19 protein-coding genes and 4 pseudogenes are annotated in these 22,670 nt (G+C 70.7%); 6 read left to right on the plus strand and 17 right to left on the minus strand.

The window, feature by feature from the left end; translation table 11 throughout:
• From dksA to QC826_RS27990, 5 genes and pseudogenes are all read left to right on the plus strand, one after another.
• A complete protein-coding gene (gene dksA / locus QC826_RS27970; RefSeq protein WP_093385310.1) occupies positions 1-447 on the plus strand; it encodes an RNA polymerase-binding protein DksA in 447 nt (148 codons plus the stop codon).
• 244 nt (positions 448-691) lie between these two features.
• Complete coding sequence (locus QC826_RS27975; protein WP_279763343.1) at positions 692-2,014, plus strand: STAS domain-containing protein; 1,323 nt, start codon at positions 692-694, stop codon at positions 2,012-2,014.
• Positions 2,015-2,125: 111 nt separating this feature from the next.
• Positions 2,126-2,662, plus strand: a complete 537-nt coding sequence (gene hslV / locus QC826_RS27980) for an ATP-dependent protease subunit HslV (protein WP_093385315.1) — start codon at positions 2,126-2,128, stop codon at positions 2,660-2,662.
• A 35-nt stretch (positions 2,663-2,697) separates the two neighbouring features.
• Positions 2,698-4,036 (plus strand): annotated as a pseudogene (hslU, locus tag QC826_RS27985) (ATP-dependent protease ATPase subunit HslU).
• Between the two features lie 12 nt (positions 4,037-4,048).
• Positions 4,049-4,249 (plus strand): hypothetical protein, encoded by a 201-nt coding sequence (locus QC826_RS27990; RefSeq protein WP_279763344.1) that lies wholly within the window; start codon positions 4,049-4,051, stop codon positions 4,247-4,249.
• 116 nt (positions 4,250-4,365) lie between these two features.
• Here QC826_RS27990 and QC826_RS27995 read toward each other — a convergent pair whose 3' ends face one another.
• Complete coding sequence (locus QC826_RS27995) at positions 4,366-5,001, minus strand: outer membrane protein (protein WP_279763345.1); 636 nt, start codon at positions 4,999-5,001, stop codon at positions 4,366-4,368.
• Between the two features lie 174 nt (positions 5,002-5,175).
• Here QC826_RS27995 and QC826_RS28000 point away from each other — a divergent pair, with 174 nt between their 5' ends.
• Entirely contained in the window at positions 5,176-5,940 is a 765-nt protein-coding gene (locus QC826_RS28000; RefSeq protein WP_279763346.1) for a helix-turn-helix domain-containing protein, read from the plus strand.
• On the opposite strand, the gene QC826_RS28005 is transcribed toward QC826_RS28000, so the two are convergent.
• From QC826_RS28005 to QC826_RS28080, 16 genes and pseudogenes are all read right to left on the minus strand, one after another.
• Positions 5,913-8,246, minus strand: coding sequence for a patatin-like phospholipase family protein (locus tag QC826_RS28005; RefSeq protein WP_279763347.1), 2,334 nt, complete (start codon positions 8,244-8,246; stop codon positions 5,913-5,915). The two genes, QC826_RS28000 and QC826_RS28005, sit on opposite strands and share 28 nt — an antisense overlap.
• Before the next feature lie 155 nt (positions 8,247-8,401).
• The gene (locus tag QC826_RS28010; RefSeq protein ID WP_279763348.1) at positions 8,402-8,959 is read right to left on the minus strand and encodes a type II secretion system protein N; all 558 of its coding nucleotides are present in this window, start codon (positions 8,957-8,959) and stop codon (positions 8,402-8,404) included.
• Between the two features lie 17 nt (positions 8,960-8,976).
• Positions 8,977-10,198 (minus strand): annotated as a pseudogene (gene gspF / locus QC826_RS28015) (type II secretion system inner membrane protein GspF).
• A gap of 10 nt (positions 10,199-10,208) precedes the next feature.
• A pseudogene (gspE, locus tag QC826_RS28020) lies at positions 10,209-11,631 on the minus strand (type II secretion system ATPase GspE).
• A complete protein-coding gene (gene gspD, locus QC826_RS28025) occupies positions 11,628-13,832 on the minus strand; it encodes a type II secretion system secretin GspD (RefSeq protein WP_279763349.1) in 2,205 nt (734 codons plus the stop codon). Before gspD ends, gspE begins: the two are co-directional and overlap by 4 nt.
• Positions 13,832-14,604 (minus strand): annotated as a pseudogene (locus QC826_RS28030) (type II secretion system protein N). Before QC826_RS28030 ends, gspD begins: the two are co-directional and overlap by 1 nt.
• A 130-nt stretch (positions 14,605-14,734) precedes the next feature.
• On the minus strand, positions 14,735-15,250 hold the full coding sequence (gene gspM / locus QC826_RS28035) for a type II secretion system protein GspM (protein ID WP_279763350.1): 516 nt from the start codon (positions 15,248-15,250) through the stop codon (positions 14,735-14,737).
• A complete protein-coding gene (gene gspL / locus QC826_RS28040) occupies positions 15,247-16,059 on the minus strand; it encodes a type II secretion system protein GspL (protein ID WP_279763351.1) in 813 nt (270 codons plus the stop codon). Before gspL (QC826_RS28040) ends, gspM begins: the two co-directional genes overlap by 4 nt.
• Entirely contained in the window at positions 15,993-16,487 is a 495-nt protein-coding gene (gene gspL, locus QC826_RS28045; protein WP_279763352.1) for a type II secretion system protein GspL, read from the minus strand. Before gspL (QC826_RS28045) ends, gspL (QC826_RS28040) begins: the two co-directional genes overlap by 67 nt.
• Positions 16,488-16,514: 27 nt before the next feature.
• Entirely contained in the window at positions 16,515-17,471 is a 957-nt protein-coding gene (gspK, locus tag QC826_RS28050) for a type II secretion system minor pseudopilin GspK (RefSeq protein ID WP_279763353.1), read from the minus strand.
• The gene (locus QC826_RS28055; RefSeq protein WP_279763354.1) at positions 17,468-18,094 is read right to left on the minus strand and encodes a type II secretion system protein J; all 627 of its coding nucleotides are present in this window, start codon (positions 18,092-18,094) and stop codon (positions 17,468-17,470) included. The genes gspK and QC826_RS28055 overlap by 4 nt, the downstream gene beginning before the upstream one ends.
• Before the next feature lie 8 nt (positions 18,095-18,102).
• The gene (gspI, locus tag QC826_RS28060) at positions 18,103-18,492 is read right to left on the minus strand and encodes a type II secretion system minor pseudopilin GspI (protein ID WP_279763355.1); all 390 of its coding nucleotides are present in this window, start codon (positions 18,490-18,492) and stop codon (positions 18,103-18,105) included.
• A gap of 1 nt (position 18,493) precedes the next feature.
• On the minus strand, positions 18,494-18,970 hold the full coding sequence (locus tag QC826_RS28065) for a GspH/FimT family pseudopilin (RefSeq protein ID WP_279763356.1): 477 nt from the start codon (positions 18,968-18,970) through the stop codon (positions 18,494-18,496).
• Positions 18,971-19,003: 33 nt separating this feature from the next.
• Positions 19,004-19,447 carry a type II secretion system major pseudopilin GspG gene (gene gspG, locus QC826_RS28070; protein ID WP_093385360.1) on the minus strand — a complete coding sequence of 148 codons (444 nt, stop codon included), beginning with the start codon at positions 19,445-19,447 and terminating at the stop codon, positions 19,004-19,006.
• 182 nt (positions 19,448-19,629) lie between these two features.
• A complete protein-coding gene (locus tag QC826_RS28075; RefSeq protein WP_279763357.1) occupies positions 19,630-21,780 on the minus strand; it encodes an amidohydrolase family protein in 2,151 nt (716 codons plus the stop codon).
• A 127-nt stretch (positions 21,781-21,907) separates the two neighbouring features.
• Complete coding sequence (locus QC826_RS28080; RefSeq protein WP_279763358.1) at positions 21,908-22,669, minus strand: HesA/MoeB/ThiF family protein; 762 nt, start codon at positions 22,667-22,669, stop codon at positions 21,908-21,910.
• Between the last annotated feature and the right edge of the window lies 1 nt (position 22,670).

Here is a 22,670-nt window from a genome sequence, read left to right on the forward strand (position 1 = left end):
ATGACTAAAACTAATAAATCGACCCCCGCCGGCACCGACCACGTCCTGACCGAAGAAGAAATTCTCAAGATGGACGAGAAGGACTACATGAACCCGGCGCAAATGGCTTTCTTCAAGGCGAAGCTGCAAACCCTTGAAAAAGAATTGTTGAAGAACGCCGGCGAGACCACCGAGCATCTGCGCGAAACCGTGCTGGTGCCGGACCCGGCCGACCGCGCCACGATCGAGGAAGAGCACGCACTGGAACTGCGCACCCGCGACCGTGAACGCAAACTGTTGAAAAAAGTGCAGCAATCGATCGCCGCCATCGACGCCAACGACTACGGCTGGTGCGAAGAGACCGGCGAACCGATCGGCATCCCGCGCCTGATCGCCCGCCCGACCGCGACGCTGTCGCTGGAGGCGCAGCAGCGCCGCGAACTGAAGCAAAAGCTGTACGGCGACTAGGCGGCCCGCCGCGGCCCCACAAGAAAAGCACGCGACCCCGGTCGGCGTGCTTTTTTTTCGCCCCGCACCCCGCGGCGCCACGGGGTCTGACCCCGTACGGGGTCGGACCCCTCCGTCTGGGGGGCGGCGCCGGCTTGCCGGCATCCCGCCCATCCACGCGGAAGCTTTTTTCGTGCGGGAAAAAGCCCCCTTCGGCTACACTGGAAGCGCGGCGCCTCCGCCCGCGCAACGACGGGGAAAACACGTGGGACTGTTCTCGCTCTTCAAGAAAAAACCCGCCACGCCGGCCGACGCCGGGGCCGACGCCCGCCTGGCCGCCGACAGCGAGGCGCTGCGGCACAACAGCCAGGCGCTGCAGCGCGACATCGCCCGCGCCACGGCGATGAAGATCGACGCCATCGAGTCGGCCATGGAGCTCGACATCTTCGCCGGGGCCGACGCCGAGCCGGCCTGGCGCGGCCGGCCGCGGCCGGCCGCCGGCGCCGCCAACGGCTGCGCCGGGGCCGGCGACGGCGCCACCCTGCCCCTGCTCGACCAGCACAGCACCGCGCTGCTGGGCGGCGCCGAGCTGCCGGCCGCGCCGCCGCACAGCGCGCCGGTGGTCGAGGAGAGCGCCATCCTGTACGCCAACGGCCAGGCCGAGCTGGCCGAGCAGATGCTGCAGGCCAGCCTGGCGGCGCAGGCCGGCGCCGAGCCGGGCCAGCGCGACCGCACCGTCTGGTGGCTGCTGTTCGACCTGTACCAGCTGGGCGGCCGCCAGGAGCGCTTCGACGACCTGTCGATCGACTACGCCAGCGTGTTCGAGACCTCGCCGCCGGCCTGGCGCGCGCCGGCGCCGGCCGCCGCCTGGGCCGGCGTGGCGCCGGGCGCGGTGCTGGCCGGCCCGCTCGACCTGCGCCTCGCGCCGCAGTTGGAGCGGCTGGCCGCGCTGGCCAAGGGCGGCGGCCCGCTGCGCCTCGAGCTGGGCGGGCTGGAGGCGGCCACGGCGGCCGGCTGCGCCCTGCTGCTGCCGGCCCTGCGCGCGCTGCAGGCGGGCGGGCGCGAGCTGGTGGTCGCCGGCGCCGCCGAGCTGGCCGGCCGGCTGCGTGCCCTGGCCCAGGTCGGCCGGCGCGACGACGGCGCCGCGCCCTGGTTGCTGCTGCTCGAACTGCTGCAGCTGCTGGGCCGCGAAAAGGACTTCGAGGAGTGCGCCATGGACTACTGCGTCACCTTCGAGGTGTCGCCGCCGTCCTACGCGGCGGCGCCCAAGGTGGCCACCGCCGCGCCCCAGCCCAGCGCCGCCGCCGCCGAGCGCTTCGTGCTGCCGGCCCTGGTCGGCGGCGCCGACGCCGCCGCCCTGCTGGCGGCCGTGCGCGGCTACGCCGAGGACCGTGGCGGCCTGGTGTTCGACTGTTCGCGCCTGGCGCGCATCGAGTTCGGCGCCGCCCACCAGTTGGTGGCGGCGCTGCAGGCGCTGGCGGCGGCCGGCAAGAAGCTCGAGCTGCGCGACCTGAACCACCCGGTGGCGGCGCTGCTGCGCCTGCTCGGCTGCGCCGACATCGCCAAGATCTACCCGCACCGCTATTGAGCCGTCGGCTTGTTGGTTTTTCGACACGACGGCGGCGCACGCCTTGCAATCGCCGCCGGCAACCCCAAATCGGTCTGATCGGCAGCAATCCGTTTTCTCTGAGAGGCAACTATGGAACAATTTCACGGCACCACCATCCTCTGCGTGCGGCGCGGCAAGCAAGTGGCGCTGGGCGGCGATGGACAGGTGACGCTGGGCAACATCGTCATGAAGGGCACCGCGCGCAAGGTGCGCAAGCTGTACCAGGGCAAGGTGCTGGTCGGCTTCGCCGGCGGCACGGCCGACGCCTTCACCCTGCTCGACCGCTTCGAGGGCAAGCTGGAGAAGCACCAGGGCAACCTGCTGCGCGCCTCGGTCGAGCTGGCCAAGGACTGGCGCACCGACCGCGTGCTGCGCCGCCTCGAGGCGATGTTGCTGGTGGCCGACAGCGAATCGACCCTGGTGATCACCGGCAACGGCGACGTGCTCGAGCCGGAGGACGGCGTCGGCGCCATCGGCTCGGGCGGCAGCTACGCCCAGTCGGCCGCCATCGCGCTGGCGCAGAACACGGAACTGGCGCCGGCCGACATCGTCAAAAAATCGTTGACCATCGCCGGCCAGCTGTGCATCTACACCAATATGTCGCACATCATCGAAACGCTGGACTGAGCGCCCCGACCACAACCCATTTTGCAGGCAGCCCCATGAACATGACACCGTTGGAAATCGTCGCCGAACTCGACAAGCACGTGGTCGGCCAGGCCAAGGCCAAGCGCGCCGTCGCCATCGCCCTGCGCAACCGCTGGCGCCGCCAGCAGGTGGCCGAGCCGCTGCGCCACGAGATCACGCCGAAGAACATCCTGATGATCGGCCCCACCGGGGTCGGCAAGACCGAGATCGCGCGCCGCCTGGCCAAGCTGGCCGACGCCCCCTTCATCAAGATCGAGGCGACCAAGTTCACCGAGGTCGGCTATGTCGGCCGCGACGTCGACACCATCATCCGCGACCTGATCGACATCGGCATCAAGCAGACCCGCTCGGCCGAGCTGGCCAAGGTGCGGCTGCGCGCCGAGGACGCCGCCGAGGACCGCGTCATCGACATCCTGCTGCCGCCGGCGCGCGACTTCGGCTTCAACACGGCCGCCGCGGCCGGCGAGCCGGCGCCCGGCGAGGCGACCCGGCAGACCTTCCGCAAGCGCCTGCGCCAGGGCGAGCTGGACGACAAGGAGATCGAGCTCGAGCTGGCCGACGCCGGCCCGCAGATGGAGATCATGGCGCCGCCCGGCATGGAGGAGATGACCGAACAGATCAAGACCATGTTCTCCGGCATCGGCGGCGGCCGCAAGAAGTCGCGCAAGCTGAAGATCAAGGAGGCCATGAAGTTCCTCGTCGAGGAGGAGGCGGCCAAGCTGATCAACGAGGACGAGATGAAGCAGAAGGCGATCCAGAACGTCGAGCAGAACGGCATCGTCTTCCTCGACGAGATCGACAAGATCGCCTCGCGCTCCGAGGTGGGCGGCGCCGACGTCTCGCGCGCCGGCGTGCAGCGCGACCTGCTGCCGCTGGTCGAGGGCACCACCGTCAACACCAAGTACGGCATGATCCGCACCGACCACATCCTGTTCATCGCCTCCGGCGCCTTCCACCTGGCCAAACCGTCCGACCTGATCCCCGAGCTGCAGGGCCGCTTCCCCATCCGCGTCGAGCTCGAGTCGCTGGCCATCGCCGACTTCGAGCGCATCCTGACCAGCACCGACGCCTGCCTGACCAAGCAGTACGACCCTGCTGGCCACCGAGGACGTCACCGTGGCGTTCACCCCGGAAGGCATCACCCGGCTCGCCGAGATCGCCTTCTCGGTCAACGAGCGCACCGAGAACATCGGCGCGCGCCGGCTCTACACGGTGATGGAGAAGCTGCTCGAGGAGGTCTCCTTCGCCGCCAGCGAGACCAGCGGCAAGGTGGTCAGCATCGACGCCGCCTATGTCAACGAGCGGCTCGACGCGCTGGCGGTCAACGAAGACCTGTCGCGCTACGTCTTGTAAGGGGGGAGCGGCATGGCCAACAAGGCACTGGCGACGCGGCAGAAGATGCGGTTCCGCGTCGAACCCTCGCAAAAGCCGCGCAACCCGGTGGCCGTCGCCGCCAAGGCGCGCGCCGGCGGCGCCGGGCCGCACGCCAAGCCGCCGGCCAGCGCCCGCCAGGCCGCCAAGCGGGCGCTGGCCAAGGCCAGCCTGAAGCCGGAGGACGAGGGCTAGGGGCCGGGGGCCGGCCACAACGCAACAAGCGCGCCGATGGCGCGCTTTGTCATTGCGGGGGCCTTCAGCGGGCGCCGGGTGTGGCGCCCGCTCTCAGGTGATGGTGGGGCCGGCGCCTAGAAGTGGTAGGCGGCGCCGACCGAGAAGGTGTTCAGGTTGCTGCTCTCGGCCTTGCCGAACTTGACCGGCAGGTAGTTCCAGTCGGCCTTCAGCGACCAGTTCTTGTCCAGCGCGTAGGCCAAGCCCCACCCGGCCGTCAGCGCGAACTGGTTCTTCACGTCGCTGCCGACGCTGGTGTTGGGCGCGTAGTTCAAATAGTTGACCTTGCCGCGCTGGTAGACCACGCCGAGGCGGGTGGTGAGGGCCCACTCCTCGTTCAGCTTGATCGAGCCGGCGCTGGCGACGCCGACGCCGGCCAGCTTGCCCTCGCCCTGCTGCAGCACGCCGCTGCCGTTCTTGAAGGCGCCGGTGGCGGTGCCGCCGTTGTAAACGCTCAGCTCGACCGCGTGGGTGGTGTCCCTGCCGAGCAGCTGGCCGGTGGCCAGGGTGTAGCCGGCGTACAGCTTGCCGCTGCGGTTGGCGTTCTTGTCGCAGGCGTTGCCGGCCAGGCAGTCCAGGCTGTAGTGGTTGCGCAGGCCGATGTCGACGCCGACATAGCCGGGCGACAGATCGGCGGCGCCGGCGGCGCCGGCGGCGAGCAGTGCGGCGCCGGCGAGCAGGCCGGCGGACAAGCGGATGGACATCGAAGACATTATATTTTTCCCTGGTGGTGAGCGTTTTTCCGGTAGAGGCCGCTTCATGAGCGACGTCGGAGCGGAGTGTCGCCCATTTCGGCCGGGGGTACTAATTGATTGTGCCGAGACGCATAATTCTGTACATTAGGTAGCGGGTGACGATACCTTTTTGCATTTTTACCAAGGAGCCGAATGAGTTCACCGGAAATGTTGCTGCAGGTGCTGCGCAGCCAGTTGCGCGCCGCCGGCATGACCTACAAGCTGCTCGCCGAGCGCATCGCCATGAGCGAGTCCAGCGTCAAGCGCATGTTCGGCCAGCAGGACATGACCTTGTCGCGGCTGGCGCAGATCTGCAAGGCGGCCGGCCTCGCGCTGGAGGACGTGCTGCGCGCGGCGGCCGACGCCACGCCGCACGCCGACACGCTCACCCTGCCGCAGGAGAAGTCGCTGGTGGCCAAGCCGCACCTGCTGCTGATGGCCACCTGCTGCCTGGGCCACTGGAGCCTGGAGCAGGTGTTGGAGACCTATACGCTGAGCGAGCCGGAGGCGATCCTGCTGCTCAGCGAGTTGGACCGGCTCGGCCTGATCGAACTCAAGCCGCTGAACCGCTACAGCCTGCGCGTGTCGAACGCCTTCCGCTGGCTGGCCGACGGCCCGGTGCAGCAGTTCTTCCGCCAGCACGTGGTCAGCGACTACTTCGGCGGCAACTTCGACGGCGCCGGCGAACCCCTGCTGTTCCTGCCGGCGCGGCTGTCGCAGCCCAGCGCGCGCGAGCTGGTGGCGAAGATCCAGCAACTGGCCGCCGAGCTGGCGCGGCTGCACCAGAACGACCGCCGCCTGGCGCCGGCCGAGCGCGACGGCTTCAGCCTGCTGGTCGGCTTCCGCTCATGGGAGTTCGCCGCCTTCACCGCGCTGCGCCGCGCGCCGCCTCACCAGATCGGGCCGAGGAACAGGTAGGCGGTGCCGCCGGCGCCCTTGGTGCTGCCGGCGCCGATGTAGAGCGGGCCGAAGCGGGTGTCGACGGTGACGAAGGCGCTGCCGGCCTGCTTCATGCTGGTCCAGCGCAGCGGCTGCTCGCCGCCCCAGCCGCCGCCGATCTCGGCGGAAAAGCCCAGCCGCACCACGCCGCCCAGCGCCGCCGGCATGGCGCCGATCTCGCGCGCGAAGACCACCCGCCCCAGCATCAGGCTGTTGCCGTCGATCGACAGCGGCGCCGTGCCGGACAGGCGCAGGAAGCCGCCCAGGCTGTTGGGCGCGTTGCCGTTGGCGCTGCGCGACCACTCGCCGTAGACGTGGCCGGCCCAGCGCCCGGTGTGGAAGGCCTTCAGGGTCTGCAGGCTGAGCTCGTTCCTCTGCAGCGCCCGGGCGCCGCTGGTGTTGGCGTCGCTGCTGCGCTGCCAGTTCAGGTTGACCAGCGTGCCCCGGCTGGGGAAGGCGATCGAATCCAGGGTGTCGACATTGAAGCTCAGGCTCTGCACGTCCTGCCGCACGCGCTCGTGGCCGGCCCCGCCGACGTCGGGCACGGTGATGCCGACGTTGCCGTTGAGGCGGGAAGCGCCGAAGCGCAGGTCGCCCCAGTTGCCCAGCTGGCGGCCGAAGGCCAGGCCGACGTTGTTGTAGTTGACGCCGGCCCGCGAGATGCGCCGGCCCTTGTCGAACAGGTCGACCGAGTAGGCGCCATATTCGGCCGACGGCGTCAGATACCACTGCGAGCCGGCCCCCAGCGGCTGCCAGAACTGCAGGCCGAGGCGGCGCCTGGTGCCGATCTCGGCGTAGCTGCGCAGCTCGGCGCCCCAGTCGTTGAGCGAGCTGCGCACATGCATCACCTTCAGCGCGAAGCTGTTGTTGTCGGAGAAGTCGCTGGCCAGCTCGAGGCCGACGCGCAGGCGGTTGCGCGCCCATTCGGCCTCGATCGGGCGGATCAGCACGCTGCGGCCGCCGTCCTGGTCGACCACGTCGGTCTCGACCCGCGCCAGGTCGCCGCGGCCGAACAGCGAGGCGCCGGCCCGTTGCGCCTGCTCGATGGTGATCGGCATGCCCAGCACCAGGCCGGTCTCCACCTCCAGCGCCTTCGGGTTGATGCGCCGGCCCGGCTCGATGGTCAGGCTGACCAGCGGCAGCGGCTTGTCCTCCGGCGCCGGCGCGGCCAGGCGCTGGTTCTCGTAGGCGGCGTACTGCGCCTCGGGCAGCGCCAGCTGCAGCAGGCGCGCGCTCATCTCGCGCGCCGCCGCCTCGCCGGCGCGCATGGCGCGGTCGTGCCGCTCGAAGTCGAGGAAGCCGATGCCGTTCAGGTCGGGCGCGATCAGCACGTCCTTGGCGGCGAGCTCCTCGAGCGAGCGCTGCACGTTCTGCTCGGTGAGGATCTGCAGCATCTGCTGCGCCACGCCGATCGCGCTGCCCAGCTCCTTCTCCGGCGCCAGCGGGGTGCCGACGTTGACGGCGATGATGACGTCGGCGCCCATGGCGCGCGCCACGTCGATCGGCAGGTTGCGCACCAGGCCGCCGTCGACCAGCAGGCGCTCCTTGACGCGCACCGGCGCGAACACGCCGGGCACCGCCAGCGAGGCGCGCATGGCGAGGAACAGCGGCGTGTCGTCCAGGTTGACCAGGCTGCCGGTGAGCAGGTCCGAGGCCACCGAGCGGAACGGCAGTTGCAGGCGGTTGACCGGCTTGTCGCGGGCGCCGGCCGGCAGCACGCCGCTCAGCGCGATCTCCAACGCGGCGTTGCCGGCGGCGGCCGGCGGCAGCGACACGCCGGCCATGCTGGCGCTGAACTCGATGCGCGAGGGCAGCATGGTGTCCTCCTCGCGGCGGCGGTAGGCCAGCTGGTCGCGCGGCGGCCGGTCGGCGATCACGCCGACCCAGTCGGTGCGCCGCACCAGTTGTTCAAGCTGCTCGACCGAGCTGCCGGCGGCGTAGGCGCCGCCGACCACGCTGCCCATGCTGGTGCCGACCACGAAGTCGACCGGCACGCGCAACTCCTGCAGCACGCGCAGCACGCCGATGTGGGCGAAGCCGCGCGCGCCGCCGCCCGACAGCACCAGCGCCACCTTGGGCCGCAGGCGCGGCGCGTAGGCCGGGTCGGGCGCGGGCGCGACGGGCGCGGCGTTGGCGGTGGCGGCGGCGGCGCTGGCGGCGGTGGCGCCGGGGGGCGCCTTGGCCGCATTGTTCGTGGCGGCCCCGGCGGCGGCGCCGACGGCGCACAACAACAACAGCAGCGCGCGCGCCGGACGGATCGGGAAAGGAATCGGAATGGACTTCATGCGGCGGGCTCGCTAGGTTGCACGGATGGGGCGGCTGCCCAGGGCGCGCTGGGCGCGCAAGGCAGGCGGCGCGCGCGGCGGCACATGGCGCGCGCGGCGCGATTGCGGCGGGGCTGGCGACGGTCGTTCAAGGTCGCGCGCCGGCCGATCGCCGCCTATTGGCGGTCGGGCGGGCCCAGCGTGGTGGGCGAGGCGCTCATGCGTGGCGGCGTCAGCGGCGGCGATGGCGGCGGGTTGACGCCGCCGACGTTGTCGGCCGCGCCGGGCTGGCCGCCCTGCGCCGGCAGCGGCGAGGCCGGCACGCCGGTGCCGGCCTCGCCGTCGCTGGCCAGCTCGATGCGCTTGATCACGCCGCCCTCGGACAGCAGCACGTGCTTGGCGTGGATCTCCTTGACGACGACACCGGGCGCCACCTCGCGCCCCACCGCCAGCGCCTCGGCGGGCATGCCGTCGACCGCCAGGATGGCGGCGCTGCCACGGCCGTCGGCGGCCGCCACCACGCCCTTGAGCTGGTAGTTGCTGACGGTGGCCAGCGCCACCTGGCCGCCGAACAGGCCGCGCGCGGCCTCCGGCGCCGGGCCGGCGGCGACCTGGGCGGGCGGCGCGGCGAGCGGCCGCTGCGGCGGCTTGAACCATTGCAGCGCCCAATAGGCCAGCGAGGCCGACAAGGCGGCCAGCGCCAGCACGGTGCAGAAGAGGGGGAGTCGTTTCATCGTTCGGGCTTTCCTTGCTAGCGCACCAGCTGGTTGATTTCAATGATAGGCATCAGCACCGCCAGCACGATCAGCAGCACCACCACGCCCATCGCCAGGATCAGCGCCGGCTCGAGCAGGCCGGCGATGGTCAGCGTGCGCCGCTCGAGGTCCGTGCTCCTGCGCGCTGGCGGCGCGGTCGAGCATGGCCGGCAGCTCGCCGGTGATCTCGCCGGCGCGGATCATGTGGATCAGCATCGGCGGAAAATGCTTTTGCTCGGACAGGGCGCGCGCCAGGCTGACGCCCTCGCGCACGTTGTCGCTGGCGTCGTCGACCAGGCGCTGCAGGGCGACGTTGGACAGCGTGTCGCGGCTGGTCTGCAGGGCGCGCAGGATCGGCACGCCGGAGCCGGTGGTGATGGCCAGGGTGCTGGCGAAGCGCGCCGTGTTCAGGCTGCGCTCGAACTTGCCGTACAGCGGAGCCGTCAGCAGCCAGGTGTGCCAGCGCAGCTTGAGCGCCGGGTCGGCCAGGGCGCGGCGCCAGCCGAACCAGGCCGCCACCAGCAGCACCAGCGCCAGCAGGCCGTAGCTGCGCACGAAGTCGGACACGGCCAGCATCAGCGTGGTCAGCAGCGGCAGCTTCTGCTTGGTGTTGGCGAACACCGAGACGATCTGCGGCACCACGTAGGTCAGCAGGAAGATGACGATGGAGAAGGCCACCACCGTGACGATGGCCGGATAGGTGAAGGCCAGCTTGACCTTCTGCACCAGCGCGTTGCGCCGCTCGATATAGTCGGCCAGGCGCGACAACACGCGCGACAAGTGGCCGATCTGCTCGCCCGAGGCGACCAGCGCGCGGTAGATCTCGGCGAAGTCGCGCGGGTGGCGCGACAGCACGTCCGACAGGGCGGCGCCGCCGATCACCTCGGAGCGCACCGAGGCGATCAGGTCGCGCACATACGGCCGCTCGGCCTGTTCGAGCAGGGCCGAGAAGGCCTGCTCGAGCGGCAGGCCGGCCTCCAGCAGGCTGGCCAGCTGGCGCGTGAACAGCGCCAGCTCGGTGGTCGACAGGCGCTCGCCGAAGGCGCGGCTCTTGGCCACGCCGGCGGCGTCGACCTGGGCGGCGATGGCGTCGACCTTGAGCGGCAACAGGCCCTGGCCGCGCAGCTCGGCGCGCGCGGCGCGCGCGCTGTCGGCGTTGAGCACGCCCTTCTTGGTGGCGCCGCCGTCGTCGACGGCCTCGTAGCGGAATGCGGGCATGGTGGTCGGCCTAGTCTTTGGTCACGCGCAGCATCTCGGCCGGCGTGGTGGTGCCGTCGCGCAGCCAGCGTTCGCCGTCCTCGCGCATGGTGCGCATGCCGCCGCGCACGGCGGCCGCCTTGACCTCGGCCTCGGAGGCGCGGTTGTGGATCTGCGCGCGGATCTGTTCGGTGGTCTCGAGCAGCTCGTAGACGCCGACCCGGCCCTGGTAGCCGGTGTGGCCGCAGTGCTCGCAGCCGACCGCCTGCCAGCGCGTGCCGTCGAAGCTCTTGCAGGCGCCGCACAGCTTGCGCACCAGGCGCTGCGCCAGCACGCCGAGCAGCGAGGACGACAGCAGGAACGGTTCGATGCCCATGTCGAGCAGGCGGGTGACGGCGGCGGCGGCGTCGTTGGTGTGCAGCGTGGCCAGCACCAGGTGGCCGGTGAGCGAGGCCTGCACGGCGATCTGCGCCGTCTCGAGGTCGCGGATCTCGCCGATCATGATGACGTCCGGGTCCGTGCCGCAAAATGGCGCGCAGCGCCTTGGCGAAGGTCATGTCGATGCGGGCGTTGACCTGGGTCTGGCCGACGCCGGCCAGGTCGTACTCGATCGGGTCCTCCACCGTCATGATGTTGGTGGTGCTCGCGTTGAGCAGCGACAGCGCGGCGTACAGGGTGGTGGTCTTGCCCGAGCCGGTCGGCCCGGTGACCAGCACGATGCCGTGCGGCTGCTTGATCAGGCGGTCGAACTGCGGCAGCATGTCGGCGCCCATGCCGAGGTGCTGCAGGTCGAGCCGGCCGGCCTCCTTGTCGAGCAGGCGCAGCACGGCGCGCTCGCCGTGGCCGGTCGGCAGGGTCGAGACGCGCACGTCGACCGGCTTGCCGCCGATGCGCAGGGTGATGCGGCCGTCCTGCGGCAGGCGCTTCTCGGCGATGTCCAACTGGGCCATGATCTTGATGCGCGAGATCAGCGAGCCGTGGATCGCCTTGCGCGGGCGCACCACGTCGCGCAGGCTGCCGTCGACGCGGAAGCGCACCACCGAGGTCTGCTCGAACGGTTCGATGTGGATGTCCGAGGCGCCGTCGCGCAGCGCCTGGGTCAGCAGGGCGTTGATCATGCGGATCACCGGCGCGTCGTCGGACGACTCGAGCAGGTCTTCGATGGCCGGCACGTCCTGCAGCAGCTTGGTCAGGTCGAGGTCGGCGTCGAACTCGTCGGCCACCTGCGAGGCGTTGCCGCCGGCGCCGGCGTAGGCGGCGGCGATGGCCTCGTCGAGCTCGGCGCGCGGCACGCTCTTCAGCAGCACGCGGCCGAAGCGGCGCGACGCCTCGGCGATGGCGGCCGGCTTGGTGGCGCCGCAGACCTGCAGCTCGACCGTGTGCTCGGCCTGGTCGCTGGGCTGGGCCAGCAGCAGGAAGTCGCGCGCGAAGGCGAAGGGCAGCAGCTGGCTCATTGCGCTGGCTTGCTGCCGTTAGGGACGGCGCCTGGCGCCTGGCTTGGCGCCGGCCGCGGCGCCACCGGCGGCAGCGGCGCCATGGCGCCGCCCTGCGGCTGGCCGTTCAGCAGCGCCGGCAGCACCGGCTGGCCGAAGTCGTTGACCAGGATGCTGTCGGCCGGCTTGATGGCCTGCTCGGCGCTGCGCATGAACTCGTAGCGGTCGGTGGCCAGGCTGTTGCTCTGCTCCTTGGTGCGGATCACCACCGGGCGCAGGAACATCATCAGGTTGGTCTTCTTGCGGGTGCGCGACTGGTACTTGAACAGGTTGCCGAGGATGGGGATGTCGGCCAGGCCGCGCACCTTGTCGGTGCCGTCGCCGGTGCTGTCCTCGATCAGGCCGCCGAGCACGATGATCTGGCCGTCGTCGGCGATCACGTTGTTCTCGATGACGCGGTTGTTCAGCGTGATGCCGGCCGGCGCCGTCAGGGACGACTTGTCGACGCTGGAGGTCTCGTGGTAGATCGCCATCTTGATCGTGCCGCCCTCGGAGATCTGCGGCCGCACCTTCAGCGTCAGGCCGACCTCCTTGCGGTCGATGGTCTGGAAGGGGTTGGTGTTGTTGCCCGAGGAGCTGGTGAACTGGCCGGTCAGGATCGGCACGTTCTGGCCCACCTTGATGGTGGCCAGCTCGTTGTCGAGGGTGATCATGTTCGGCGTCGACAGGATGTTGGCGTTGCCGTCGGTCTCCAGCGAGTGCGCCAGGGCGCCCAGGCCGAGCTGGCCGGCGACCTGCTTGAACACGCCGATCGACAGGCCGGCGCCGGGCAGCGTCGGCTTGCCGCTGTTGATGGTGCTGGCGATGGTGGCGAGGTTGTTGTTGCCCGAGGTGAAGGACTGCAGGCCGCCGATGCGGTAGGGGCTGTTCTCGGTGCCGCTGGCGCCGACCCACTGCACGCCGAACTCGGAGGCGCGGTCGGCGGTGACCTCGACGATCAAGGACTCGATGTAGACCTGGGCGCGGCGCACGTCGAGCTGGTCGATCACGGCGCGCAGGTTGCGGTAGACCGATTCCGGCGCGGTGATGATCAGCGTGTTGGTCGAGGCGTCGGCCTGGATGAAGCCGGCGCCGCCGCCCGTCGCGCCCTGCTGGCCGGTGGCGCTGTTGCTCAGCGCCGGGTTGGTCGAGCCGGTGCCGCCGCCCTGGCCGGCGGCCTGGTTGGCGCCGCTTTGGTTGCTGCCCGTGCCGCTGCCGCTGGCGCCGCCGCTCGGGCCGGTGCCGGCGCCGCTCTCACCGCTGGTCACCGCGCGCAGCGTGGCGGCCAGCTTGGTGGCGTCGGCGTTCTTCAGGTAGACCACGTGGACGTTGCCCAGCTGGGCGGTGGGCTGGTCCAGCTTGGCGATCAGCGACTTGGCCAGGTTGGCGCGCGCCGCCGACGGCGCGCGCAGCACCAGCGAATTGGTGCGCGAGTCGGCCAGCACGCTGACCCGGCCGCTGTCGGCGCTGCCGCCGGCGGCGCCCGGCTCCATCAGCTTGTTGACCATGCTGGCCAGGTCGCTGGCGATGGCGTAGCGCACCGGGATCACGTCGAGGTCGGTGGCGGCCGGCGCGTCGAGCGCGGCGATGATCTTGGCCAGGCGCTTGAGGTTGTCGGCGTAGTCGGTGATCACCAGCGAGTTGTTGCCCGGGTTGGCGTTGATGGTGTTGTTGGGCGAGATCAGCGGACGCAGCACCGTCACCAGGTTGGCCGACGACTCGTAGTTGAGGTGGAACACCTGGCTGACGATCTGGTCGCCCTTGGGCGCCACGGCGCCGGCGCCGACCACCGTCGGTCCCGACTGCAGCTTGGCGTCGGCCTCCGGCACCACCTTGGCGTAGCCGTCGCCGCTGACCACGGCGTAGCCCTGCAGGCGCAGCGCCGAGGTCAGCAGGCTGAAGGCCTGCGACTTGCTCACGCTCTTCTCCGACACCACCGTCAGCGTGCCCTTGATGCGCGGGTCGATGACGAAGGTGATGTTGGTGTAGTGGCCGACCGCCTTGATCACCGACTCGATGTCGGCGCCGACGAAGTTGAGGGCCGCCTCGTCGCTGGCGGCGGCGCGCGCGGTGGCCGGCGCCGGCGCCGCGCTGGCCGCGACCGCGCCGCAGCACAGCAGGGCGGCGGCGCTCAGGTGGCGCAGGACGGGAAGGTGGAGGGTGTTGGCGGACTGTTTTTTCATTATCTGAACTCTAACGCGATGATGTTTTTGGCGCTGTTGGCACGGCGCTGACCAAGTAGATTCAACAAATTGGCCAACGTCTCTTCATATCCTGTTGCTGCTTCGGCCTGTCCGGAGAACTGGAAGCGGCCGTGATCCAAACTGCCGGTGCCGCTCAACAGCAGCGGCCCCTTGTGCGAACTGAGCGTCAGCCGGGCCCGCTGGCCGTGCCAGTCGAGCGCCAGCGCGTAGCTGCCCAGCGGCCGGATCGGCGACAGGCGCGAGGCCATGTCGCTCATCTCCAGCGTGGTGCGGCCCTCGACGGCGACCGTGTTCTGCTCCAGCGCCAGCGCCAGCGTGGTCCACTCCAGGCGCATGGTGCCGCTGGGCGCCACCGTGTTCAGCGGCGCGCCGAGGCCGGCCAGGCCCTCGGCCGGCAGCAGCAGCGCCGACGGGCTGAGCTGCCAGCGCGACCAGCCTCCGCGGAAGTCGACCGGCTGGGCCAGCGCGTCCGGGTTTTCCAGCCGCAGGTCGACCGTGCCGAGCAGCGCCAGCGGCGACAGGCGCCAGACGAAGCGGCCCGGCAGCAGCGGCGTGACCGGGCCTTGCCGCCGGCGGCGCCGCCGACGAAGGCCGAGCCGCGCCACAGCGTACCCTGCGCGTCCCCCAGCGTCAAACGGCCGCCGGTTTGGCGTTCGACCAGCGCGCCCAACCAGCTGGCCGGGAAGCAGAACAGCAGCGTGGCCGCCGCGCTGAGCACGACGATCAGCGACCATAGCACGGCGCGCTTCACCGGCCGCCCCGCTGGCCGGCCGGCGCGCCCTGCCCGCGCGCGCGGCGCGACGGCGTCGGCGCGAACGCGACGGGCACGGCGCTCGCTTGGGCGCTCATTGGGACGCGCAGTGGGACGATCTTTTGAGCGATCATTTGGCGCCGCCCTGGCGCAGCGTCAGCACGGCGTCGACGGTGCCGGCCGGCGACTGCGCGCTGACGCTGGCCTCCTGCACGGCGACGCGGCTGTCGGCGCGCAGCGCCTCCAGCCAGGCCACTAGGTTGGCGAACTGCACGCCGTTCAGCTGCAGCTTGGCGTAGTCGCCGGTCAGGCTGATCGACTGCGCCGTCAGGCTGCGCGCGGCCAGGCTGGTGGCCAGGGTCTCGCGCGTCAGCGGCGCCGGCGCCACCTGGTTCTGTCCCTTCAACTGGTCCGCCTCGAGGGCCAGCGCCTGCAGCTCGGCGGCCTGCTGGCGCAGCAGCGGCAGCTCGCGCTGCAGCTTGACGCGGCCGTCCAGCGCCGGGGCCAGCAGCAGCGCGTAGCCCAGCGCCAGCGCCAGCACGGCGCCGCCGACGCCGAGGAAGCGGCGCTCCTGTTCGCTGCGGGCCTGCCAGAAGGCGGCCCCGGCGGCCTGGTAGGCCTGCATGGCTTGCTTCAATTTGTTCATGATTTTCTCCCGCCGCCGAGGCGGATCTGCCAGGTGCCGGGCGCCGCCTCGGACAACTCCAGCTGGCGCGCCGCCAGCGCCGCCTTCAGCTGGGCCAGCGCGGCGCCGTCGACGGTGTTGGGTTTGACTTTGACCTGCAGCGCGTGTTCGCGGTAGTCGAGCGAGGCCACGAAGTCCTTGCCGGCCAGGCCGGCGGCGGCCTCGCCGAAGGCGGCGCACAGCGCCAGGAACTCGTCGGGCGCGGCGGCGCCACCGTCGACGCGGGCCGCCGCGATATTCTTGCGCATCTGCGCGGCCGGGTCGAGGATCACCGTCTCCTTCGGATAGGCGGCCCTGAAGGTTTGCAGCATGGCCTGCTTGACGCCGTCGGCCTCGCGCCGCAGGCGCAGCCATTCGGCGTTCAGGCCGACCACGTTGACCAGCAGCGCCAGCACGGCCAGCCGCAGCGGCCAGCGCCAGCGTTGCCACTGGCGCGCGCTGGCGCTGGCCGCGCCCAGGCCCTGCGCCAGGTCGGGCGCCGCCGTTTTGGCGGCGGCCACCCAGTGCGCCCAATGGTCTTCCAGCAGGGTGATGCCGGCCAGCTCGGGCGCGGCCAACAGCGGCTGCCAGGCGGCGTGCATGGCCGGCGCCAGGTACAGGCTGACCGGCGCGTCGCCGGCCAGCGCGCGCAGCGTGTGCAGCGCGCCCTGCGGCTCGGCGCCCAGCGCCAGGCCCAGGCCCTCGTATTGCGACTGGCGCAGGGTCAGCTCCAGCCCTTGTCGCCTGGGTTCAGCGCGGCCGACACGCTGCCCGGCTGGAACGGCAGGCACAACTGCGCCGGCAGCGCGCTGACGCTGTGCGCGCCCTGCGCCAGCAGCGCCTTGACCAGCACCTCCAACCAGGCGCGCTGCACCACCGCCACCGTGCGCATGCCGCTGCTGTCGGCCGCCGGGGCGGCGGCCAGCACGCAGTCGGCCGGGTCGCCCAGCACCTGCTCCTCGACCAGGTTGGGCAGCGCCGCCTTCAGCCGCGCCGCCGACAGCGGCGGCACCTTGACGCGCAACAGCGTCACGTCGGAGGCGGCCAGCAGCAGCACCACGCGGCGCGCCGAGGCGACCAGGTCGGCCAGGTTGCCCAGCGCGGCGGCGCCCTGTTGCAGCAGGTTGCCACCGTCGCCCACCAGCGCGAACGGGCAGGACTGGGCCGCACCGTGCTCGATGCTGGCCTTGGCCGGATAGCGGATATATAAGGTTGTCACAGGGTCTCGCTTTCGTTCATCGCCATCTCAGTATTCGCGTATCCACAACACATCGGTCTTCAACAGGCCGGGCTGGCGCCAGATCAGCGCCTCGGCGTCCAGCGCGGCGCGGTCCAGCCGCACCCGGCTGCGCACCAGGAAGTAGTCGCTCTTGTAGCCCGCCTGCACGCCGGCCGGCACATCGCGCCCGCCCAGCAAGGCCTTGAAGTCGTCTATGCCCTTGAACGCCGCCCGCTTGCGGGCATTGACCAGCGCGGTCGCCTCGGCCAGCGAAAAATTCGGTATCAGCGCGGCGATCACCTCGGCCGGCGCGGTGTTCAGATTGACCACGGTCTGCGCCGGCAGCACCACCACCAGGTCGCGCAGCCGCTCCACCGTCTGCGGCGTGAAGCCCGGCACCGCCAGCAGATCCTCCACCCGCAGCGGCGCCATGGTCTCCTTGCCGCCGCTCGCCGGCGCGCTCGGCGAGGCCGCCGACTGGCTGGCCGCCACCTCGTCGGCCACCGCCTGCGCCAGCGCGGGATTGAGCTGCAGGTTTTGCAACAGACGGGCGAACACGGCGACCTGGGCCGGATTGGCCTGCTTCTTCTCCGCCAGGTTGGCGAGATTGTAACGCGACTGGGCGTCGATGATCTGGCCCGACAGGGTGGCGTCGTACTTTTCGCCGTCGACCCGCTCGCGCTCGACATAGTCGTCGAGCCGCGTCTCGGCCAGCGGCGTGGCCCAGACGTCCTGGTCCCAGGTGTAGCCCTGGTGGTCCTGGCCGTCCTGGCGCAGGATCAGCCGGGTCCAGTCCAGCGCGCCGCGCAAAATCCATTTGGTTTGCAGGTGCAGGCGCTGGTTCTCCATCGAGCGCACCTGCACCTGCTGCTGCCAGAACAGGCTGGCGACGATGGTCACCGCCAGCGTGGTCAGCAGCAGCGCCGTGATGACGGCCACGCCGCGCTGGCGCGCCGGGCATGGCGTCCGCCGGGGCGCGCTCATAGCCCCCCCAGCAGGAAGCTCTTGACCATGCCGGTCTGCTGGCCCGCCAACAACAGCGTCACCTCCAGGCTGGTCGGGCCGGTGTTGACCAACTGAGCCTGCGCGGTCTGCTGGGCGCCGGTGCTGGTCGATTGCCAGCCGCCGTTTTGCCACAGCCGCAGCGTGATGCCGGCCACCGCCGTTTGCAGCGTCACCGCCGGCGCCGGCTCGGCGTCGCCCAGCGCGGCCTGCCACAAAGCGTCCAGCTCGGTCAGCTCGCGCGTGCCGTTCGACTCGCGCCGTGTCAGCACGCCGTCCTTGACGCGGTAGGACACCACCTGCAAGCGCGACGGCTCGTTCTCGGCCAGCACGGTGCGCACCAAGGTCAGGCGGTCGTTCTGCGCCAGCAGGTTGGCGCGGTTGCGCAGCAGGACGGCGTCGGCCAGGTGCTCGCCGTCGCTCTGCATCTGGGCGAAGGTCAGCTGCATGCCGCGGGTCTGCTCCATCTGCGCGGTCAGCGCCTGGCGCGAACGGACGATGCCGTCCAGGCCGCGCCAGCCCAGCACGGCGACGATGGCCAGGATGGAAATGGCCACCAGCAGCTCGACCAGCGTGAAGCCGGTCCGGCGCGGCAATGTGCGCATGGACGGCCTCATTGGTTCAGCACCAGTTGCACCAGCTTGATGATGCGGCGCTCGGGATAGGCCTGGTCGTAGACGCTGACCTCGACCCGGCGCAGGCGCGGGTTGGGGCTGACGATGACCTCCTGCTCGCAGACCAGCTGCATGTCGCCCTGCGGGCAGGCGAAGCTCTGCTTGCCCACCGCCGGGAACACCTTGTCGAGGCGGATCTGCACCAGCCGGTTCTCGGCCGACCAGGTGGCCATCATGGCGGCGCGCAGGCCGTCGCTGTTCTGCGTCAGGCTGCCGACGGCGCGCAGCGAGGCGCCCAGCGCGGTGCCGACGATGACCAGCGCCACCAGCACCTCGAGCAGGGTGAAGCCGCGCGCGCGCCGCAGGGATGGGATGGGGAGGGTTCGCATATCAGTCGACACTGAAGTGGCCGACGCCGTCGGCGCGGATGGCCACGCTGCCCTTGTCGCCGGCCAGGGTCAGCACGAAGGGCTTGTCGACCGGCTCGCGGCCGAAGGTGATGCGCAGCGGCGCGCCGGGCAGGCCGCTGGGCGGCTCGAGCAGCAGGTTGAGCGGGCCGTGCTTGAAGCTGCGCTCGCGCAGCAGGTCGTCCTGCGCCGGCTGCCACCGCTGCTCGTTGCGGATCAGGAAGCGGTAGCGCTCCGGCTCGGCCTCGAAGGCGATCAGGCGGTTGCGCACGATGGCCTCGTCACGCGCCAGTTGCAGCAGCAGCGCGATGCGTTGCGCCTCCTGCTGCAGCGACTGCTGCTGGCTGGGCAGCGCGTTGAGCGAGACCAGCCCCAGCGTGACGCCGAAGATGACCATCACGACCAGCAGCTCGATCAGCGTGAAGGCCCGCTGGCGGCCGTTGCGAAGGCCGGTGCGCATGGTGGACAGGTTCCGCTCGACGGCGCGGGGGGCTTAGATGTCCCAGGAGCCGATGTCGGCGTCGTCGCCGCTGCCGCCCGGCTGGCCGTCGGCGCCCAGCGAGAACACGTCGACCTCGCCTTTGACGCCAGGCGAGAGGAACTGGTAGGGGTAGCCCCACGGGTCCTTCGGCATCTTCTCCAAATAGCCGCCGGCCTTCCAGCCGTTGGCCGCCGGGCCGGTGCTCGGCTTGCTCAGCAGCGCCTGCAGGCCCTGCTCGGTGGTCGGATAGCGCTGGTTGTCCAGCTTGTAGAGCTTGAGCGCCTGCATGACGGTCGAGATGTCGACCTTGGCGGCGGCGATCTTCGACTCGCCCGTGCGGCTGAGCAGCTTGGGCACCACCAACGCGGCCAGCACGCCCATGATGACCACCACCACCATGATTTCGATCAGCGTAAAGCCGCGCGCGACACGACGTGGAATAGACAGTTTTTTCATAGGAGGGGCGGCAATGATGATTGAATTGAAATGAGGGGAGAGTATAAGGCCGAACCGCCGCAGCGGCCAAGGTGTGACATGTATTTTGCGGCGCGCACTCTTAAAGACGGCTTAATGGCGCCAACATGGCGCCAATTTAGCCGTTTTTATGACAATTACGTGACGCGGAGCCCCGGCCACGCCTAGTCGCGCTTGCGGGCGATGCCGTTGATGCGGGCCAGCGCGCCCTCGTTGCCGCCGGCGGCGGCGTGCTTGCTCGACACCGGCGCCAGCGCCTTCAGTTGCGGCGCGTCCTTGACGAAGGGGACGATGCCCAGCGCGGCGTCGATCTCGTGCGGATACACCAGGTAGCCACGGGTGATCACCGCCGCCACCTTGCGCACGTCGGCGATGTCGCGGGTCGGGTCGCCGTCGACCAGCACCAGGTCGGCCAGCTTGCCCGCCGCGATGCTGCCGCGCTCGTGGCTGGTGCGGGTGTAGAGGGCGCCGTTCTTGGTGGCCACCTGCAGCGCCTGGGCCGGCGTCAGGCCGGCCTTGACCAGCATGACCAGCTCGGCCTGCAGGGTGAAGCCGGCCAGCTCGTCGGTGCCGGCGACGATGGGCACGCCGGCGCGGTACAGGATGCCGACGAACTGCACCATCTTGGCGTAGGACTGCTCGTAGCGCTTCAGCGTGGCGGCGTCGGCGATCTTCATGGTGCCGACCGAGAAGCCGCGCCGCACGTCCGGCGGCATGTGCTCGGCGATCGGCGCGAAGGGCTCGTTGACGTCGCCGTCGCGCTGCTTGAGGAAGGCGAAGGTGGCCAGGGTCGGGTCGACAGCGATCTTCTTCCTGGCCAGCGTGGCGACGAAGTCCTTGACCGGCTTGGACTGGAAGTCCAGCCCGGCCACCTTCTCAGACGGCAGGATGAAGCGTTCCAGGGTGCGCGTCTCGGTGCTCGGCGTGACCAGGAAGTTGAGCATCACCTGGTTGATGTGCTGGATCTCGTCGTAGCCGGCGTCGATCGCCTGCTGGGCGCGCAGGCCGGCCGGGATGTGGCCGGAGACGCGCATGCCACGGCCGTGGGCGTAGGCCACGGTGTCCTTGAGGATGGCGTGCGGGAAGGAGTTGTAGATCTTCAGTTGCGGATAGCCGTGCTCGGCGTACCAGTCGATGGCGTTCTTGGCCTGCGCCAGGTCCTTGACGACGAAGCCGCCGTTCGACGAGTACGGGCTCTCGCCCTCGAGGAAGCCGGTCGGCACCACCTGCGGCGCCAGCAGCTTGCCGGCGGCCGTCTCGTCGAGCATCAGCTGCAGCTGGGCGTTGTCGTTGCCCATGTCGCGCACGCTGGTGACGCCGGCCGCCAGGTTCAGCGCGCCGGACCAGCGGTCGACGTGGCCGTGCATGTCGAACAGGCCGGGCAGCAGCACGCGGCCGGCGGCGTCGATCTCGTTGACGGCGCCGCGCACCGGCGCGCCGGCCGGCAGCACGGCGCTGATGCGGCCGCGCAGCACGTAGACGTCGGACGGCGCGCCCAGGGTCGCCTTGTCGCTGTCGAACACGCGGGCGTTGCGCACCACCGTCAGGCCGGGCAGCGGATGCTGCAGCTGGGCGGCGACGTCGGTCAGCATCTTGCTCTCGGCGGCCTTCTGGCGCTCGGCCATGGCCGCCACGTTGGCCTGCCAGCCCTGCTCGAGCATGTTGGCGAAGCCGGGCATGATGACGCCGAACAGGCGCGGCTTGGCGCCCGTGGTGGCCCACATGAACGAGGGCGACAGGCCGATGCCGGTCTGCGCCAGCAGCTGCACGGTCTGGGTCTTGCCGTCGGCGCTGCCGACCTCCATGCTGTCGAGCACGCGCTGCGCCAGCGTGCCCGAGGGCAGCAGCGCCAGCTTGCCGTCCGGCGCCGCCGCCAGCGCGCCGATGGCCGCCGAGCTGACCTCGAAGGAGCTGTTCAGCGGCACGTAGGCGGCGGCGCCGCTGACGGTCTTCCGGCCCTGCTCGGAGGTCGACTTCCAGCTGGCCTGGTCGCCCTTGCGTTCGAAGCGCTCGTCGACCACGGCGCCGAAGGTGGAGTTGCCCTTGACGGCGTAGTCGGTCATGGTGCCGTCGGCGCCGAGGCGGAACTGTTCCGTCAACTCGGGGCCGCGGCCGTTGTCCTTGTAGATGAAACGCACCTTGGTCAGGCCGTCGTCCTCGCGCTCGACCACCTGCTGGCCGATCTGCTTGCCGTTCTCGGCGATGATCAGGAAGGTGGTGGTGGTGGCGGCGTACGCCGGCGCACCGAAGGCGGCCGCGACGGCCATGCTCAACGCCAGGGGTAGGGCGGGAAGTCTGCTCAGCTTCAAATTCATCTCCTGATGGGTGATTGCAACGCGGGACGACGGAACGACGGATGCGGCGGCCCACCCCGGACGGCGCGCGCCGGGGCGGATTGTCGAACATGCTAACAGGGTCTTGCCTAAATGTCAGGTTTGCCGCTCAAGCGGCGGCGGCGCGCGCGGCGCACACCGGGCAGTCGGCGTTGCGGCCGATGGCGATGCTGTTCCACTCCATGTGCAGGCCGTCGAGCAGCAGCAGGCGGCCGGCCAGCGACTGGCCGATGCCCATCACCAGCTTGAGCGCCTCGGCCGCCTGCATGGCGCCGACCACGCCGACCAGCGGCGCGAACACGCCCATGGTCGAGCAGGCGACGTCCTCGAACTGCTGGTCCTGCGGGAACAGGCAGGAGTAGCAGGGCTGCGCGCCGCCGCGCGGGTCGAACACGCTGACCTGGCCGTCGAAGCGGATCACCGCGCCCGACACCAGCGGCTTGGCCGCCGCCACGCAGGCGCGGTTGACGGCGTGGCGGGTGGCGAAGTTGTCGGTGCAGTCGAGCACCACGTCGGCCGCCGCCACCAGCTCGGCCAGGCGCGCCTCGTCGGCGCGCTCGACCAGGGCGAGCACCTCGATCTCGGGATTGATCGCCAACAGCGTGGCGCGGGCCGACTCGGCCTTGGGCTGGCCGACCCGCGCCGTGGTGTGGGCGATCTGGCGCTGCAGGTTGGTCAGGTCGACCAGGTCGTCGTCGACCAGGGTCAGCCGGCCGACCCCGGCCGAGGCCAGGTACATGGCGGCCGGCGAGCCGAGGCCGCCGGCGCCGACCACCAGCACGCGCGCGGCCAGCAGCTTTTGCTGGCCCTCGATGCCGATCTCGTCGAGCAGGATGTGGCGCGAGTAGCGCAGCAGTTGGGCGTCGTTCATG

Source organism: Rugamonas sp. DEMB1, assembly GCF_029834475.1.
Classification (GTDB): Bacteria; Pseudomonadota; Gammaproteobacteria; order Burkholderiales; family Burkholderiaceae_D; genus Rugamonas; species Rugamonas rubra.